Genomic DNA, 15,009 nt, shown 5'->3' on the forward strand with positions numbered 1-15,009 from the left:
CGTTAGAGATTCAGCTGACTCTTCTTACCGGCGGAATGGTCCAGGATCCGTTGATGATCGAAGGATCGCTCTCATTGGGCCAATACAGGCGCATCATCAGGATGAATTCCCCCTTGGGCGCCGGCAGCCAGTTCGACTCCAGGCCTGGGCCGGGAGATTCGTGCTGGATGAGCAAGTCGATCGAGCCGTCCGCTTTTGCTTTCAGCGGCTGGCGCGCGCTGATGGAATAACGGTTGAGCGGGTTATCGACAAAGAAGTAGTCCGCGTCATACATGGTCAATGACCAGAATCCGGAAACCGGCGGCGTAAGCCCCTTCTTGAACGACAGCACGTACTTTTCCGAGCCGTTGTAAACGCGCTTGATCGCGCCGGTATCCGACTTCAAGGACGTGGGATAGATGGCATCCTGGGGCCGGTTGGCGCCCAGGCCGATCGCGGTGATCAGGGCTCGCTGGATATAGTTGGTGCCATAAATACCGGTCTTGGTCGTGAATCCCCAGCCATCGACGTCCTGGATGTCGCCGCCGCTGGACTTGAAGTGCGTCATGATCCGTCCGAAACCTACCTGCGGAACACGTTTGGCAAGAGCGGGATCGAGTTTGGATTTGTCGAAGTCCTGACCCGGCACGATACCCATCGATGCCAGCTTTGCCACCAGGGGCGCGTCCGCCGCGCTCGGCGGGTTTCTTTTCAGCAACTTGGCAAACAAAGTGAAGTATTCGATCGCGTCCATGTTGTTGACCTGATCGCGAACGGACGCTTTCATATCGATGGCAGGATCGACCTTGCCTTGGGGCGCATTCCAGTTCTTGCCCCAGGCGCTGAGGGGACAGAGCTTTACTTCGTCTTGCAGCTTATGGACTTTGGCATAGTCTTCCGGCGTGCCTGAACAGTAGATGCGGCCCAGCAGCCACACGATGCTGGTCGGGGACTTGTATTGCGTCATGCCATTGGGAACGGTTCCCTCCCAGCCGGGGCCCGTCACCACGAAGGTTTGCGGACCGGTGCCCGTCGTGCGTTTTCCAGGCACGTCAAACACGGTCGTCCAACCGTCCAGCATCGGAAACAGCGCGTAGCGGTCGTCCAGGTCGGGCAGGCTGACGACCCAGGGCTCGTCGCCCACATCGAAAAAGGCCGTGGTGTAGAGGGTGTCGGCGTTCGGCGCGGTCACGTCGCGGAATTTGGCGTCGGGATATTGGCGCAGCTTGATGAGATGCCCCATGGGCGCGCGGGTGCCCTTGGGCTCCGCGACGTTGGTGATAACCCGCCGGGTCATCTCCATCGTCACCAGGGGATAAGCATAAATATAGGCTTCGGTCGCCAGTGCAAACTGCTCATCGCCTTCCGGGAAATTGGCGACCAGACCATCGGCCGCGCGTGCGGAAGCGCCCAGGGTGGCGGTTGCCAGCAAAGCGACGCCACCGGCATTGAATTCTCGACGTGTTAGCTTCATTCACATGCTCCGACAGAATTACTTATAAAAACGTGGAACAGACACAAACCTGGACAGCCATTGCCCAGCGAAGAAAGAAACACCCGCAGCGTAGGAGAAGGGGAATCGGCTCGCCACTCATTTTGCGCCACGCCCTCCAACGGTCGGGCGCGAAAGCAATGGACCTGCTTCCGGTGGGCAGAATGCCCGGGTCAGACGATGCCGTGCTTCCTCAGCACTGCCTGCTCGTCGCCCGACACCCAGCCGAAAACCCTGGGCGCGCCATCCAGTACTTGGACAAAGTAGTGCACGTCAAAATCGATATGCGTATCCGGCTGGCCCGCGCGCGCGTAGATAGCCGTCCAAGCCACGTGCGCTACGCAATGCAGTTCGTCTATCGGCGACAACCGGATATTTCTGATCCGCATTTCCTTCGTGCCTATCGCGCGATAGTGTGCATATCCTTGCGCCATGGCCTGTCTTAGCTGGTCGTCGTTCTTCCCGGACATCACGCCGGCCGGAGACGCCGCGATGAAATCAGATGCATAAAGGGATGCCATCTCCTCCATGTCCACGTCTCCTTGCAAGGACTGGTTGAAAAAGCGTGCATATCGCTCGAACAACTTTTCTACGATCGGCTTCATTGCGCCCTCCTCTGATTGGATTCAGCTATTGCGGCCCACTCTGCCGTCCGCCCCTCGGGGCCTCACAGCGGCACTGGCCGGTTCCGCAGCACGTTCTTCATCACCAGCGTCGAGCGCAAGCGCAACACGCTAGGCAGCGCCGACAACACCCGGTCGTAGAGCGCCTGGAACGCGGGCAAGTCCTGGGTAACGACATGCAGCATGTAGTCCGGGTCGCCGAACAGCCGCTGCGCCTGCACTACCTCTGGAATGTCGCGCAAGGCGGCTTCGAACGCCGACACCCGGTCGCTGCTGCCTTCGCGCATCGTGACGAAGACGATGGCTGAGAAGTTCAGCCCGACGGCCGCCAGATTGATGTTGGCGCCGTAGCCGCTGACCACGCCCGCCTCTTCCAGCGCCCGCAGCCGCCGGTGGCAGGGAGACAGGCTCAAACCGACCCGTTCGGCCAGGTCCGTGATGGAAATCCGGCCATCCTGCTGCAGTTCAGCAAGAATCTTTCTATCTAAGTCATCCATAAGGAAGATTCTACCCAGATATGGGGTTTTTCAGGTAGATAGCGGGAGCACTTCCCCGCTCATCGCCGATAACATTCCCCGCCTGTGGTTCATTTGGGGTATGCAGTTGGAAACCGGCAATCTGGTGGCGTTTTGGCTTGTTTCGCTTTCGTTGGTTGTCGTCCCGGGCGCGGATTGGGCGTATGCCATATCCGCCGGCTTGCGGGACAAGGCAGTGCTTCCCGCCGTGGCGGGCATGTTGACCGGCTATCTGATGATCACCATGGTGGTCGCGGCGGGGATAGGCGCCCTGGTGGCGAGCGAACCCGCCATCCTCACCGTCCTGACCCTGGCCGGCGCGGCGTATCTGTTGTGGCTGGGCGCCAACGTGCTGGCCCATCCCTCCGAGCCCCAGGCCGGCGATGCGCAAGCCTCGGAACATTGGATGGCCTGGGCGGCGCGCGGTTTCGCGGTCAGCGGCGTCAATCCCAAGGCCATCCTGCTGTTCCTGGCCTTGCTGCCGCAGTTCACCAGCCGCGATGGCGCGTGGCCGATTTCCACGCAGATCACGGCCCTGGGCATCCTGCAGATCCTGAACTGCGCAGTCATCTACACCTTGGTGGGCCTGGGCTCGAAGGCGATCCTGCAAACGCGGCCGACGGCGGCGCGCCGGGTGAGCCAGTTCTCGGGCCTGGCCATGATCGTCATCGCGCTGATTCTTTTCGGGGAGCAGATCGCCGTCCTGATGGTTTGATCGGCCTAATCCCCTGGATGCCCGCCGTCCGCGCCCTCCAAAACTTCCCCGGGCGGGTCGATTCGTGGTCAATATCCTGTCGGATGAACAGATCAAGATTTCCAACCAATTCGCTCAGCGAGGCACGGACAAGCGGCACGAAGTCGAGTTGCAGGAATCGCCGCTAGGCAATCCGATCACTGCCGGCAGCCCGCACTGGCTTGATTGCGAGATTTATGCCGAACACGCCGCTGGCGATCACCTGACCGTGATTGGCGAAGTGAAGGCGCTGAACCAGCAAGAAGCTGCTTCAACGGCGTTTCCCCAGCTGGACGGCTCACCGTTGCCCGCGAGCATTGGAATGGCGCAGGGTAGCCTCGGCGGCTAAAAAAAAACCCTGACATCCACGAGCTCGAAGCCCTATCGCCCCTGCACTTCGATTATGGGAGGCAGCGTTCTTGAGCCGCCGCCGTCCGGACTGCGGGATTCCGATGCTCGCCCCAGTGGGGCTGCGCTTCGGATCCCTCCGTCCGGCCACCGGCTCATGGCACCTGCCCATGAACGTGGTCCAAACCCGACGCATTAGGCGACTACCAGCCGAGGACCCCGGAGCCATCCGAAGCGCAGCCCCACCGGGGCGAGCATCGGAATGGCGCAGGGCAGCCTCGGCGGCTTAAGAACCCCGACATCCGCAAGCTCGAAGCCCTACCGCCCCGCACTTCAGTTTTGAAAGGCTGGGGTTCTTGAGCCGCCGCCGTCCGGACTGCGGGATTCCGATGCTCGCCCCACTGGGGCTGCGCTTCGGATCCCTCCGCCCGGCCACCGGCTCATGGCATCTGCCCATGAACGGGGTCCGAAATCAAGGCATCCGGCAACTGCCTGCCGAGGACTCCGGAGCCATCCGAAGCGCAGCCCCACCGGGGCGAGCATCGGAATAGCTGTCCACCGCGCTCCCCACCGTGGGGTGGAACCGGTCGTCGCCGAATATCTCGGTCAACTCGAAGCGCTTGAGCTTGTCGCGCACGGGATCCTTCATTTCCGCGAAATGGAGCGCGGCGCCGCGCTGGGCCAGGCTGCGGCTCAGTTCGCGCAGCATGTCCGCCGAGGTGACATCGACGCTGGTGACCGGCTCGGCCGCCACCACCACCCGGCGCACCGGCGTGGGCGAGGCGTCCACGGCTTCCATCAGGCGTTGCTGGAACAGCTCGGCATTGGCGAAGAACAACGGCGCGTCCCAGCGGAACAGCACCAGGCCGTCGATCAGCGAGGCATTCGGATAGCGCTTCAGGTCGTGGTAGCCGCGCAGGTTGGGCACCCGGCCCAGCACCGCGTAGTGCGGGCGCCAGCCGTCCCACAGGAATTCGATGACGGCGAGGACCACCGCCAGGCAGATGCCAGGAATGGCGCCGAACACCGCCACGCCGGCAAAGCATGCCATCGACAGCCAGAATTCCCATTGCTGGATGCGGTAGATGCGCCGCAGGTCCTTGAATTCGAACAGGCCGATGGCCGCTGCGATCACCACGGCGGCCAGCGCGCTGTTCGGCAGGTAACGCAGCAGATTCGGCGCCGCGACCAGCAAGACCGCCACCGCAATCGCGCCCACCACGCCCGTGAGCTGCGTACGCGAACCCGCCGCCTCGGCAACCGGCGTGCGCGACGCGCTGCTGCTGATCGGAAAGCCCTGGAAGAAGCCGGCCGCCAGGTTGGCCACGCCCAGGCCCACCATTTCCTGGTTCGGATCGACCCGCGTATTGGTGCGCGCGGCATAGGTGCGCGACAGCACGCTGGTATCCGCGAACGCGATCAGCGCCACCGCGCAGCCGCCCAGCGCAATCTTGACCAGGTCCGCGTTGCTGAGCCATGGCAAGGCGAACTTGGGCAGCCCCTGCGGAATCTCGCCCAGTACCTTCACGCCCTGGGAATCCAGGTGCAACAGGCTGACCGCCAGCGTCGCCAGGATCACCGCGATCAGGATGCCCGGCACGCGCTCGAAGCGCTTGAGCAGCAGGATCACCGCCAGGGTCGCCGCCCCCACCGCGAAGCTGTACCAATTGGTCTGGCCCTGATACACGGCCTGTCCCAACTGCACCAGTTCGCGCAGCGGACCAGCGTCCTCGATGGAGATGGCGAACAGCTTGGGCAACTGGCTGACCAGCACCGTCAAGGCAATGCCGTTCATGTAGCCGTAGCGGATCGGCTTGGACAGCAGCTCGGTGATGAAGCCCAGCCGCAGCAAACCCATGACGATGCAGAACAGCCCGGCGACCAAGGCCATCAGGCTGGCCGCGGCCACGGCGCGCATGGGATCGCCTTCCGAAACGCTGAGCACCACCGCCAGGATGGGCGCGGCCAGGGCGGAGTCCGGCCCCAGCACCAGAATGCGGCTGGGGCCGAACAGCGCATAGGCCAATAGCGGGATGATGGTGGCATAAAGCCCATAGACGCCTGGGACGCCGGATGCTTCGGCATAGGCGATGCCGACTGGCACCAGCATGGTGGTCAGCACCAGGCCCGCGGCCAGGTCCTTCGGCAGCCAGGCGGCCTGGTACGACCGGAGCATCGCCAGCCCGGGCAGCCAGCGCAGCCAGCCGGCGGCGGACATATCCTTGGAGGCGGAAGTATGGGATGCCATGGGACCTTCGCAGTGTGGACGGGCGTGCCGGCAGCGCGTGTCAGGCTGCAAATCCGGTAGCGCCGATTCCGTAGTCTGACGCATTATTCATGCTTGCGGCCGTCCATGGCGGCGCACGGCACGGCATCCTTTCCTTATACAGGCACGGGCAAGAATCCACATGACGCAAATGCACAATCCCGAAGACGTCCCAGGCGCGTTCCAGGCCGCCTGGAACGATCATGACATGCAGGCGCTAGGCGCGTTGTTCCATGAGGACGCAACGTTTGTGAACCGGTTCGGCCACTATGTGCGCGGCGTCGACGAAATCGTCAAGATGCATGCTCCCATTCACGCCACCATCTATGGCGATTCCACGCTGGCGAACGAACTCGTCGGCGTGACGCCGATCGGCGCCGACGCGGCGATCGTGCACTTCTGGAGCCGCCTGGCGGCCGGCGCGGCCCATCCGGCGGGCGCGCATGCCGTCGACACCATGATTCTTGCCGTGCTAACGCGGCAGGCCGGCGCCTGGCGCATCAAGGCACTGGAGAACGTCACGCTGGTGAATCCCCGTACGGGCGTGGCTGTGCTGAGGGATGGCGGCTGAGCCTGCCGCCTACCTCTGCTTACAAACAACGCCTTTTGGCGCGCGTCGCGGGATGGTCCAGGCGCAACAAATAGCGGTAATCTGGCGAACCTTATCAGCAGTCCGCACTGGAAGATCCCATGTCCTATCTGCTTTTCATCATCGAACCGGTGGGCCAGCGCGCCCAACGCACGCCCCAAGAAGGCCGTGAAGCCTATGCGCAGATGCTGCGCTATGCCGAAGACCTGAGCTCGCGCGGCCTGCTGGCCCGCGCGGAATCCCTGAAGTCCGAATCGGAAGCCGTGCGCTTGCAGATCCGCGACGGCGAACGCTCCCTGCTGGACGGTCCCTATGCCGAAGCCAAGGAAATGATCGGCGGCTTCTTCCTGTTGAACTGCGAAACCCGGGAAGAGGCGTTGGCGCTGGCGGCCGAATGCCCGGCAGCGCAATGGGCCACGGTGGAAGTCCGCGAACTGGGTCCGTGCTTCATGTAGCGGCCTCCAATCGGCTGCCTTACCGTTCAGCGGCATAACCGCGCCGCCCGCCCGCTCCAGGGTCGACGCCCGATTCCCTTTTCGGGCCTCGTCACCCGCAGGCCAAACCTAGTACTTACCCTAGGTTCATCATTTTCTTGTCGATCCCGCGTCTCGCCGTTCGTCGTGCCAGTACAAGCCCACCCACGGGCTGTGTTTTCTGAATCGAGGAGTCTCAGAAATGCGATACATGATCATCGTCCGGGCCACGCCGGACAGTGAGGCCGGCGTGATGCCGGAAGAAAGCCTGCTCGCCGCCATGGCGACCTATCACGAGGCGCTGGCCAAGGCCGGCGTGCTGCTGGACGCCAACGGCCTGCACCCTTCCTCCAAGGGCTGGCGGGTGCAGTACGACCAGGGCCAGCGCAAGATCGTCGACGGTCCGTTTGCCGAGACCAAGGAGCTGATCGCCGGCTACACCATGATCCAGGTGCGTTCGCGCGAGGAAGCCATGCAATGGGCGCTGCGCTTTCCCGAGCCCTTCCCCGGCCAGCCCTGCGCCGTCGAAGTGCGCCAGGTCTTCGAGCTGGACGAGTTCGGCCCCAGCGAGGGCGTCGAACGCTACCGACGGATACCCGGCAACGGCCAATGAGCACTATCGCCACACTCACCACCCCCCCATCAACGGACTTCATTCATGCTGAAAACCCTGCTGCTCATCGTTCTGGCCGCCATCGTGCTGGTACTGGCCTATGCGGCCACGCGCCCGGACACCTTCCGCGTCGAACGCAGCGCGCAAATCCAGGCGCCGCCGGCGCGCCTGTTTCCCCTGATCAACGATCTGCATGCCTTCAACACCTGGAATCCCTACGAAAAGAAGGACCCCGCGATCAAGGGTACCTATGGCGCGGTGACGGCCGGCCCGGGCGCGACCTACGCATGGGAAAGCAAGGAAGTCGGCGTGGGCCAGATGCAGATCGAAAGCGCCGTGCCGGACGCTTCGGTGGCCATGCGGCTGACCTTCGTCAAGCCCTTCTCCGCCGTCAACCAGGTCAACTTCACCCTGGCGCCAGCCGGCGACGGCACGCGAGTCACCTGGGCCATGGAAGGCCGGCTGAACTACGTCGCCAAACTGATGCACCTCTTTTTCAACATGGACAGCATGGTCGGAAAGGATTTTGAAGACGGGCTGGCCAACCTCAAGACCCTGGCAGAAAGGCGCTAGGACAACCACACTAAAAAGGAAGCGGGAACATCATGCACAACCAGATCTTCGTCAATCTCCCCATCAATGACATGCAGAAATCGCAGGCCTTTTTCAAGGGCTTGGGCTTCAGCTTCAATCCGCAATTCACCAACGACCAGGGCGCCTGCATGGTCGTGAGCGAGAACATCTACGTCATGCTGCTGGTGAAGGATTTCTTCCAGACCTTTACCGGCAAGCCGGTGGCCGACGCCACGAAATCCACCGAGGTGCTGATCGCGCTGTCCTGCGACAGCCGCGCCGAGGTGGACGAACAGGTGGCGCGCGCCCTCGCCGGCGGCGGCACCGCTCCGCGCCAGCCCCAGGACCACGGTTTCATGTACGCCCACGGCTTCGAGGACCTGGACGGCCATGTCTGGGAGCTGGTGTATATGGTTCCCGGCGAAGTGCCCAACGCATGACGCAGGAGGCCGTGCATCGCGCCATCGAGGCAGTCTGGCGGATCGAGGCCGCCAGCGTCATCGCCGGCGTCGCGCGCCTGGTGCGCGACGTCGGGCTGGCTGAAGAGCTGGCGCAGGATGCCTTGGTCGCCGCCCTGGAACGCTGGCCCGAAACCGGCGTGCCGGACAACCCGGGAGCGTGGCTGATGACTACCGCCAAGAACCGCGCGCGCGACCGGCTGCGGCTGAACGCGCTGCATACGCGCAAGCACGAGCAGATCGGGCACGAGCTGGAGGCTCTGCAGGCCGACGTCGAGCCCGACTTCGTCGACGCGCTGGACGCCGCGCGCCAGGATGACATCGGCGACGACCTGCTGCGGCTGGTATTCACCGCCTGCCACCCGCTGCTGTCTACCGAGGCGCGCGTGGCGCTGACCCTGCGCCTGCTGGGCGGACTGACCACGGCCGAGATCGCGCGCGCCTTCCTGGCCTCGGAATCCACCATCGCGCAGCGCATCGTGCGCGCCAAGCGCAGCCTGTCCGCGGCCAACGTGCCGTTTGAAGTCCCCAGGGCCGAAGAGCGGGCGCCGCGCCTGGCGTCGGTGCTGGAAGTCATCTACCTGATCTTCAACGAGGGCTATTCGGCCACCTCGGGCGATGACTGGGTCCGTCCCGCGCTATGCGACGAAGCGCTGCGCCTGGGCCGCATCCTGGCCCAGCTCGCGCCCGGTGAAAGCGAGGTCCACGGATTGACCGCGTTGATGGAGCTGCAGGCTTCGCGCTTGCACGCGCGCACCGACGCGCAAGGCCGCCCCGTGCTGCTGATGGAACAGGATCGCGGCCGCTGGGATCCGCTGCTGATCCGGCGCGGACTGGCGGCGCTGGCGCTGTCGGACAGCCTGGGCGCGCCGCGCGGCCCTTACGCCTTGCAGGCCGAGCTGGCCGCCTGCCACGCCCGCGCGCGCACGCCGGAGGAAACCGACTGGCCGCGCATCGTGGCGCTGTACGACGCGCTGGCGCAGGCCATGCCGTCGCCGGTGGTGGAGCTGAACCGCGCCGTCGCCGTGGGCATGGCGTTCGGCCCGCAGGCCGGGCTGGACCTGGCCGACCATCTGGCCGGGGAACCGGCGCTGGCCAATTACCACTGGCTGCCCAGCGTGCGCGCCGACCTGCTGGCCAAGCTGGGACGCAAGGCCGAAGCCCGCGCCGAGTTCGAACGCGCGGCCGGCATGACGCGCAACGCGCGCGAACGGGAACTGCTGCTGGCACGGGCGCGCGACATGTCCGACTCATAGACGTGCCGGTCCGGGCGCCGGGGCCCTGGCCGGCATGCTTAAATCCCTCCATGCGCCCCGCCGACCATGCCCCGTCCGACCTTGCCGCGCCCGCCATGCCGGGCGTGCCGCAGGCGTTCGAGCATCCTGGCGACCGGGCCGAGTGCCGCCAGGCGGCGCACCTGCCCGGCGTGGAGCTGTACCGCGCCCACATCATCCGCTACGCCTTCGAACCCCACACCCACGAAGCCTACGGATTGGGCGCGATCGAGGCCGGCGTCGAGCGCTTCCGCTACCGCGGCGCGGAGCATCTGGCGCCCTCGGGCTCGGTGGTGCTGATGAACCCCGACGAATTGCATACCGGCCGCGCCGAAACCGAGGGCGGCTGGCGCTATCGCATGGTCTACCTGGACCCGGACGTGGTGGCGCGCGTGGCCGGCGAAAGCGGCTGGTGGTTCGATACGGCCGTCGGCCATGACGCCGCCGGCGCGCAGCGCGTCACCACGCTGCTGGACACCTTGTGGCAGGCGCGCGAGCCATTGGCTTTCGACAGCGCGCTGTACGCGCTGCTGGGAGAATTCCGCCGCCATGCGCGCGTGCCGCACGCGGCCCGCGACGAAGGCTCGCCGCGCTTCGCGCCCGTCATCGATTACCTGCGCGCCCATCTGGCGCGGCGCCTGACGCTGGACGAACTCGCGGCCGTGGCCGGGCTCAGCCCGTTCCATTTCCTGCGCAGCTTCCAGGCGCAGTACCACGCCACGCCGCAGCAGATGCTGATGGCGCTGCGGCTGTTCGAGGCCAAGCGCCGGCTGGCCGCGGGCGAGCCCCCGGCCCAGGTGGCGCTGGCGGCGGGGCTGACCGACCAGGCCCACCTGACCCGCGCCTTTTCGCGCCGCTACGGCGTCACGCCCTCGCGCTATCAGAAGCAAGTCCGCGCCTGAGTCGCGCGCAGCAATCTGGTACAAGACGCGCCGCCCGCGCGCTGGCTAGACTGCCGCCATTCGTGACCTGGAGCGACGTCGTATGTGGGCTGGAACCCTTTACGCCCTGGCCGCCGGCCTGATGTGGGGCCTGGTGTTCGTGGGGCCCCTGCTGCTGCCGGAATACCCCGCCGCGCTGCAATCCGTGGCACGCTATCTGGCGTTCGGCCTGATCGCGCTGCCTCTGGCCTGGCTGGACCGCCGCGGGCTGCGCCAGTTGCAGCGCGCCGACTGGATCGAAGCGCTGAAGCTCGCCGCCATCGGCAACCTGCTCTACTACCTGTGCCTGGCCAGCGCCATCCAGCGCGCGGGCGGCCCCGTGCCCACCATGATCATCGGCACGCTGCCCGTGGTCATCGCCATCAGCGCCAACCTGCGCAACGCCCGGCGCGACGGCCGGCTGCCATGGAAGCGGCTGGCGCCCGCGCTGGCCTTGATCGCGCTGGGCATTGCCTGCGTCAACCAGGTGGAACTGCAGGCCCTGCGCCAGGAACCCGACGCCGACATGTCGCGCTACGCCATCGGCGCGCTGCTGGCGCTGGGCGCGGTGGCCTGCTGGACCTGGTATCCGCTGCGCAACGCGGACTGGCTGCGCGCCCACCCCGACCGCAGCCCGCGCACCTGGGCCACGGCCCAGGGCGTGGCGACGCTGCCGCTGGCGCTGGCGGGCTATCTCGTATTGTGGGCCGGCATGGCCGCGGCCGGCAGCGACTTTCCCATGCCGGCCGGCCCCCGGCCCGAAGTCTTCCTGGCCTTGATGGCCATCATCGGCCTGTTCGCGTCCTGGCTGGGCACCTTGTGCTGGAACGAGGCCAGCCAGCGCCTGCCCACCGCCCTGGCCGGACAGCTGATCGTGTTCGAAACGCTCGCCGCGCTGGCCTATGCCTACATGCTGCGCGGGCAGATGCCCCAGCCACTGACGCTAATCGGCATCGCCTGCCTGATGGTGGGCGTGCTGCGCGCGGTGCGGATCAAGCCGGAATCGCTGCCCGCGGCTGCATAAGGCCGCGCCACACGGAGCATCGGTCCAGACCGGTGCTCGCGACAACCGCGCGACGTCTACAGCCCGGGACCTTTCAAGCGCCGCAGGCGCCATGCCAAGAAGACGCCGCCCAGCCCGGCCGCAGCCACGATGAGCGAAGCCACCGACCAGCCGTAGCGGTCGATCGCGCCGCCTACCGCCAGCGGACCTATCACCTGCCCCAGCCCGCTGCCCTGCATCACCAACCCGACCGAAGCCGGGGTCAGCGCCGGCCGCGGCGCCAGCAGCGGCGCCGTGCCCAGCAGCGTGGCCGGTATCAGCCCGCCCACCGCCGAGAACAGCACGCACAACAGGAAGGTGGGCATGGCCGGCAGCACGGAGCGGAAGATCAGGAGCGCCACCGCGCCCATGATCAGGCTGGCGCAGGCGATCAATGTCGAACGGCGCCAGCCGCGTGCCAGCAGCACGCCCGCGCCCAGGTTGCCGACCACGTTGGCAGCGCTGGCGATGGCGCTGTACAGGCCGGCGGTCGCCAGCGGCAGGCCCAACTGCTCGGTCAGCAGCACGGGCAGGAAAGTGAACAGCGCGAAGAACATCAGGCTGTAGAGCGTGAACGACAGCGCCAGCAGGCGCGGACCGGGCGCGCCCATGGTATCGGCCGTGTCCTGCCGCAAGCCCCGCCACGACAGGCTGGCTCCGCCCGGGTTGGCCGGCGCCAGCGCCGCCACGCACACAATGGCCACCAGCACCGCCGCGCCTGCGCACCACCAGTAGGCCTGCCAGCCGCTGAAGGCTTGCGAGGCCAGCATCGCAATCGCCATGCCGGCCGGCATGTAGCAGCTCCACAGCGCGAAGGCGAAGTCGCGGGTGGACGCCGACACCATGCGCTGCAGGGCCGCGGGCCCCGCCACGGTAATCATCAGGAAGCCCAGCCCCTCCACCACCCGCGAAACCAGCAGGACGCCGTAGGCAGTCGCCATCGCGCCCATCACGGAGCCCACCGCCGTCGCCGCCAAGCCCGCCAGCAGCATGCGCCGCGCGCCATAGCGGTTGATGACGCCGCCCGCGGCTATGCCGCCGACCAGGCCCAGGATCGAAAACACCGCGGCCAGCGCACCAATGGAGGCCAGGTCCAACCCCATGTCCTTGCGCAGCAAGGGCGCGGCGATGATGACCTTGCCCACCTGCAGCGCCGCCACCACGCCCGCCCCCACGATGGCCAGCACCGCCGACCAGCGCGTTCCTTCCTTGCCCATCCCTGTCTCCCTTGTTTTGCGACCCAGCCAGGATGCCAGCGCAAGCCGATCCTGGTAAGTGATAATCTTTTGATGTACTTGATCGATTTAATAGATCAGCCGGCAAGATGATAGACGCCCTGACCCTGGACCAGTTGCGCGTGTTCGCCGCCGTGGCCGACGCCGGCAGTTTCCGCGCGGCCGCGCGCCGCCTGTCGCGGGTGCAGTCAGCCGTCAGCCATGCCATCGCCAATATGGAAGCGCAGCTGGGCGTGACGCTGTTCGACCGCAGCGGCCACCGGCCCGTGATGACGCCAGAAGGGGCAGCGCTGCTGGCCAACGCCCGCGACATCCTGCTGCGCGTGGACGCCATGCGCGCCCGCGCCCAGGGCCTGGGCGAAGGCGTCGAGCTGGAACTGTCGCTGGCAGTGGACACGCTGTTTCCGATCGCCGAGGTGGGCGCCGCCCTGAACGCCCTGCGCGCGGCCTACCCGTCCGTCGCCGTCCGGGTATCCGTGCTGCCCTTGGGCGGCCCGGTGGAAGCCCTGCTGACACGCAGCCACACGCTGGCCATCGTCGCCGGCGACCATTTCCGCAACCCGCGCATCGTGATGCAGGCGCTGTCGTCCGTGCAGATGGTGGCGGTGGTCGGCGCCGGACATGCGTTGGCGCAGCGCGTCGCCGCCGACATCCCGCTGGGTCCGGCGGAACTCGCCGATCATGTGCAGATCGTGCAAATGGACCCCTCCTCGCTGACACAGGGCCGGGACTTCGCGGTGCTGTCGCCACAGACCTGCCGCGTCAGCGGCCAGGACACCAAGCACGCCCTGATCCTGGCTGGCGTGGGCTGGGGCCGGCTGCCTTTCTGGCAGGTGGAGCGCGATCTGGCCGAAGGCCGGCTGCTGCGCCTGCCGACCGACAGCCTGGGCCGCGGCAGCCAAGTCGCCAGCGAAACCTATCTGGCGCACCGCATCGACCAGCCCCTGGGACCGGCCGCCCGCGTGCTGGCGGGCGCCTTGCGCGCAGCCGTCCATCAGGGCTTGGACGACGCTGGCGCGCGCGCATAGCTGACGCCCATGCCGGCGCGCACGTCGTTCTGGATGCCGTAGGGCGGAATCGGGTAGCGCAGGCCGTTGGCCGATAGCGCCTTCATGCCCTCGATGGCGATGGGCAGGTAACGCGGCGGCAAGGCCATCAGCATTTCCTCGTCGGGCACGCCGCCGTAGCGGCGTTCCGCGTAACAGGGCAAGGACAGGCTGGGTTCGCCAGTGGCCAACGCCCGGCCCCAGGAGTCCGCACAGGCCGTCTCGCCCACCACGCTCCAGTCGAAGCGCCGGTAATTCTTCCATTGCAGGCCGTTGATCAGGATGATCATCTGGCCCGGCGTGGCGTAGATCAGGCAGATGTCCGGCGGATCCAGCCGGCCCGCGGCCAGCGGCGACACCACCAGCCCGCGATATTTGCCCGCCGGCACACAGGACAATGCCTCCTGGCGCGCCTGGGCGTCTTCCTGGGTGGCGTGCCACACGCCCACATAGTCCTCGCCGCGCTTCCAGGCTTGGTCCTGCGGCCCCAGGCCGATCACGGCGCGGCATTGGGCGCCGACCAGGTCGTCGCCCGTGATGCCTACGGTCCAGCCGAGCCGGGCGGCCATGCCCACGACCTGGTCGGTGGTGTGCGTGGCCTGCGGCCGCCGCAAGCCCTTCACCGCTGCCATCTCTTCTTCACGCTCGTAGAGCTTCATGCCGATGACCGTGGTCTTCAGGCGCAGCAATTTGTTCAGTTCATCGACCAGCGATGCCCAGTTCAGTGTCGTCTCTTCCATGCCCGTCCCTTGGACTGTTGTGCGCGGACTTTGCCGCATTGCCGCAGATTGATCGCGGTCAGCAATGACTATAACGAATCGCCCGCCGGG

General features: G+C 66.3%; 17 protein-coding genes. 11 read left to right on the plus strand and 6 right to left on the minus strand.

Annotated elements, in window-relative coordinates; genetic code table 11:
- Nucleotides 1–10: 10 nt before the first annotated feature.
- The 3 genes from AC3WOB_RS21735 to AC3WOB_RS21745 form a co-directional block, all read right to left on the minus strand.
- The gene (locus AC3WOB_RS21735) at nt 11–1,453 is read right to left on the minus strand and encodes a DUF1254 domain-containing protein (protein ID WP_492276144.1); all 1,443 of its coding nucleotides are present in this window, start codon (nt 1,451–1,453) and stop codon (nt 11–13) included.
- 191 nt (nt 1,454–1,644) lie between these two features.
- Nucleotides 1,645–2,076: a DUF6841 family protein gene (locus AC3WOB_RS21740; protein WP_492276145.1), complete on the minus strand. Its 432-nt coding sequence runs from the start codon at nt 2,074–2,076 to the stop codon at nt 1,645–1,647.
- A 62-nt stretch (nt 2,077–2,138) separates the two neighbouring features.
- A complete protein-coding gene (locus tag AC3WOB_RS21745) occupies nt 2,139–2,591 on the minus strand; it encodes an Lrp/AsnC family transcriptional regulator (RefSeq protein ID WP_013394237.1) in 453 nt (150 codons plus the stop codon).
- A 100-nt stretch (nt 2,592–2,691) separates the two neighbouring features.
- Here AC3WOB_RS21745 and AC3WOB_RS21750 point away from each other — a divergent pair, with 100 nt between their 5' ends.
- On the plus strand, nt 2,692–3,324 hold the full coding sequence (locus AC3WOB_RS21750) for a LysE family translocator (protein WP_492276146.1): 633 nt from the start codon (nt 2,692–2,694) through the stop codon (nt 3,322–3,324).
- A 13-nt stretch (nt 3,325–3,337) separates the two neighbouring features.
- On the plus strand, nt 3,338–3,691 hold the full coding sequence (locus AC3WOB_RS21755) for a flavin reductase family protein (protein ID WP_492276178.1): 354 nt from the start codon (nt 3,338–3,340) through the stop codon (nt 3,689–3,691).
- Between the two features lie 471 nt (nt 3,692–4,162).
- Here AC3WOB_RS21755 and AC3WOB_RS21760 read toward each other — a convergent pair whose 3' ends face one another.
- Entirely contained in the window at nt 4,163–5,938 is a 1,776-nt protein-coding gene (locus AC3WOB_RS21760) for a SulP family inorganic anion transporter (RefSeq protein ID WP_013394240.1), read from the minus strand.
- Nucleotides 5,939–6,098: 160 nt separating this feature from the next.
- Between AC3WOB_RS21760 and AC3WOB_RS21765 the strand changes: the two genes are divergently transcribed.
- The 8 genes from AC3WOB_RS21765 (at nt 6,099) to AC3WOB_RS21800 (ending at nt 11,880) form a co-directional block, all read left to right on the plus strand.
- Nucleotides 6,099–6,527, plus strand: coding sequence for an SgcJ/EcaC family oxidoreductase (locus AC3WOB_RS21765; protein WP_013394241.1), 429 nt, complete (start codon nt 6,099–6,101; stop codon nt 6,525–6,527).
- Between the two features lie 119 nt (nt 6,528–6,646).
- Nucleotides 6,647–7,000: a YciI family protein gene (locus AC3WOB_RS21770; RefSeq protein WP_492276147.1), complete on the plus strand. Its 354-nt coding sequence runs from the start codon at nt 6,647–6,649 to the stop codon at nt 6,998–7,000.
- A 220-nt stretch (nt 7,001–7,220) separates the two neighbouring features.
- The gene (locus AC3WOB_RS21775) at nt 7,221–7,631 is read left to right on the plus strand and encodes a YciI family protein (protein ID WP_492276148.1); all 411 of its coding nucleotides are present in this window, start codon (nt 7,221–7,223) and stop codon (nt 7,629–7,631) included.
- Nucleotides 7,632–7,676: 45 nt separating this feature from the next.
- Nucleotides 7,677–8,204 carry an SRPBCC family protein gene (locus tag AC3WOB_RS21780; RefSeq protein ID WP_492276149.1) on the plus strand — a complete coding sequence of 176 codons (528 nt, stop codon included), beginning with the start codon at nt 7,677–7,679 and terminating at the stop codon, nt 8,202–8,204.
- Between the two features lie 32 nt (nt 8,205–8,236).
- On the plus strand, nt 8,237–8,644 hold the full coding sequence (locus AC3WOB_RS21785; protein WP_013394245.1) for a VOC family protein: 408 nt from the start codon (nt 8,237–8,239) through the stop codon (nt 8,642–8,644).
- Nucleotides 8,641–9,918, plus strand: coding sequence for an RNA polymerase sigma factor (locus tag AC3WOB_RS21790; protein WP_013394246.1), 1,278 nt, complete (start codon nt 8,641–8,643; stop codon nt 9,916–9,918). The genes AC3WOB_RS21785 and AC3WOB_RS21790 overlap by 4 nt, the downstream gene beginning before the upstream one ends.
- Before the next feature lie 95 nt (nt 9,919–10,013).
- Nucleotides 10,014–10,838: an AraC family transcriptional regulator gene (locus AC3WOB_RS21795; protein WP_492276179.1), complete on the plus strand. Its 825-nt coding sequence runs from the start codon at nt 10,014–10,016 to the stop codon at nt 10,836–10,838.
- A gap of 82 nt (nt 10,839–10,920) precedes the next feature.
- Nucleotides 10,921–11,880: a DMT family transporter gene (locus tag AC3WOB_RS21800; protein ID WP_492276150.1), complete on the plus strand. Its 960-nt coding sequence runs from the start codon at nt 10,921–10,923 to the stop codon at nt 11,878–11,880.
- Between the two features lie 56 nt (nt 11,881–11,936).
- Here the strand turns inward: AC3WOB_RS21800 and AC3WOB_RS21805 are convergent, their stop codons facing one another.
- Nucleotides 11,937–13,115, minus strand: coding sequence for an MFS transporter (locus AC3WOB_RS21805; RefSeq protein WP_492276151.1), 1,179 nt, complete (start codon nt 13,113–13,115; stop codon nt 11,937–11,939).
- Between the two features lie 107 nt (nt 13,116–13,222).
- On the opposite strand from AC3WOB_RS21805, the gene AC3WOB_RS21810 reads away from it, so the two are divergent.
- Entirely contained in the window at nt 13,223–14,161 is a 939-nt protein-coding gene (locus tag AC3WOB_RS21810; protein WP_492276152.1) for a LysR family transcriptional regulator, read from the plus strand.
- Here AC3WOB_RS21810 and AC3WOB_RS21815 read toward each other — a convergent pair.
- Complete coding sequence (locus AC3WOB_RS21815; RefSeq protein WP_492276153.1) at nt 14,128–14,919, minus strand: DUF169 domain-containing protein; 792 nt, start codon at nt 14,917–14,919, stop codon at nt 14,128–14,130. The genes AC3WOB_RS21810 and AC3WOB_RS21815 overlap by 34 nt on opposite strands.
- Nucleotides 14,920–15,009 lie beyond the last annotated feature (90 nt).

Source organism: Achromobacter sp. FW305-C-30-7 (assembly GCF_058783105.1).

Bases quoted from the DNA above. Each gene is read 5' to 3' on its own strand.
- AC3WOB_RS21735 (WP_492276144.1), bottom strand. From the start codon at position 1,453: ATGAAGCTAACACGTCGAGAATTCAATGCCGGTGGCGTCGCTTTGCTG.
- AC3WOB_RS21740 (WP_492276145.1), bottom strand. From the start codon at position 2,076: ATGAAGCCGATCGTAGAAAAGTTGTTCGAGCGATATGCACGCTTTTTC.
- AC3WOB_RS21745 (WP_013394237.1), bottom strand. From the start codon at position 2,591: ATGGATGACTTAGATAGAAAGATTCTTGCTGAACTGCAGCAGGATGGC.
- AC3WOB_RS21750 (WP_492276146.1), top strand. From the start codon at position 2,692: ATGCAGTTGGAAACCGGCAATCTGGTGGCGTTTTGGCTTGTTTCGCTT.
- AC3WOB_RS21760 (WP_013394240.1), bottom strand. From the start codon at position 5,938: ATGGCATCCCATACTTCCGCCTCCAAGGATATGTCCGCCGCCGGCTGG.
- AC3WOB_RS21765 (WP_013394241.1), top strand. From the start codon at position 6,099: ATGACGCAAATGCACAATCCCGAAGACGTCCCAGGCGCGTTCCAGGCC.
- AC3WOB_RS21770 (WP_492276147.1), top strand. From the start codon at position 6,647: ATGTCCTATCTGCTTTTCATCATCGAACCGGTGGGCCAGCGCGCCCAA.
- AC3WOB_RS21775 (WP_492276148.1), top strand. From the start codon at position 7,221: ATGCGATACATGATCATCGTCCGGGCCACGCCGGACAGTGAGGCCGGC.
- AC3WOB_RS21780 (WP_492276149.1), top strand. From the start codon at position 7,677: ATGCTGAAAACCCTGCTGCTCATCGTTCTGGCCGCCATCGTGCTGGTA.
- AC3WOB_RS21785 (WP_013394245.1), top strand. From the start codon at position 8,237: ATGCACAACCAGATCTTCGTCAATCTCCCCATCAATGACATGCAGAAA.
- AC3WOB_RS21790 (WP_013394246.1), top strand. From the start codon at position 8,641: ATGACGCAGGAGGCCGTGCATCGCGCCATCGAGGCAGTCTGGCGGATC.
- AC3WOB_RS21795 (WP_492276179.1), top strand. From the start codon at position 10,014: ATGCCGGGCGTGCCGCAGGCGTTCGAGCATCCTGGCGACCGGGCCGAG.
- AC3WOB_RS21800 (WP_492276150.1), top strand. From the start codon at position 10,921: ATGTGGGCTGGAACCCTTTACGCCCTGGCCGCCGGCCTGATGTGGGGC.
- AC3WOB_RS21805 (WP_492276151.1), bottom strand. From the start codon at position 13,115: ATGGGCAAGGAAGGAACGCGCTGGTCGGCGGTGCTGGCCATCGTGGGG.
- AC3WOB_RS21810 (WP_492276152.1), top strand. From the start codon at position 13,223: ATGATAGACGCCCTGACCCTGGACCAGTTGCGCGTGTTCGCCGCCGTG.
- AC3WOB_RS21815 (WP_492276153.1), bottom strand. From the start codon at position 14,919: ATGGAAGAGACGACACTGAACTGGGCATCGCTGGTCGATGAACTGAAC.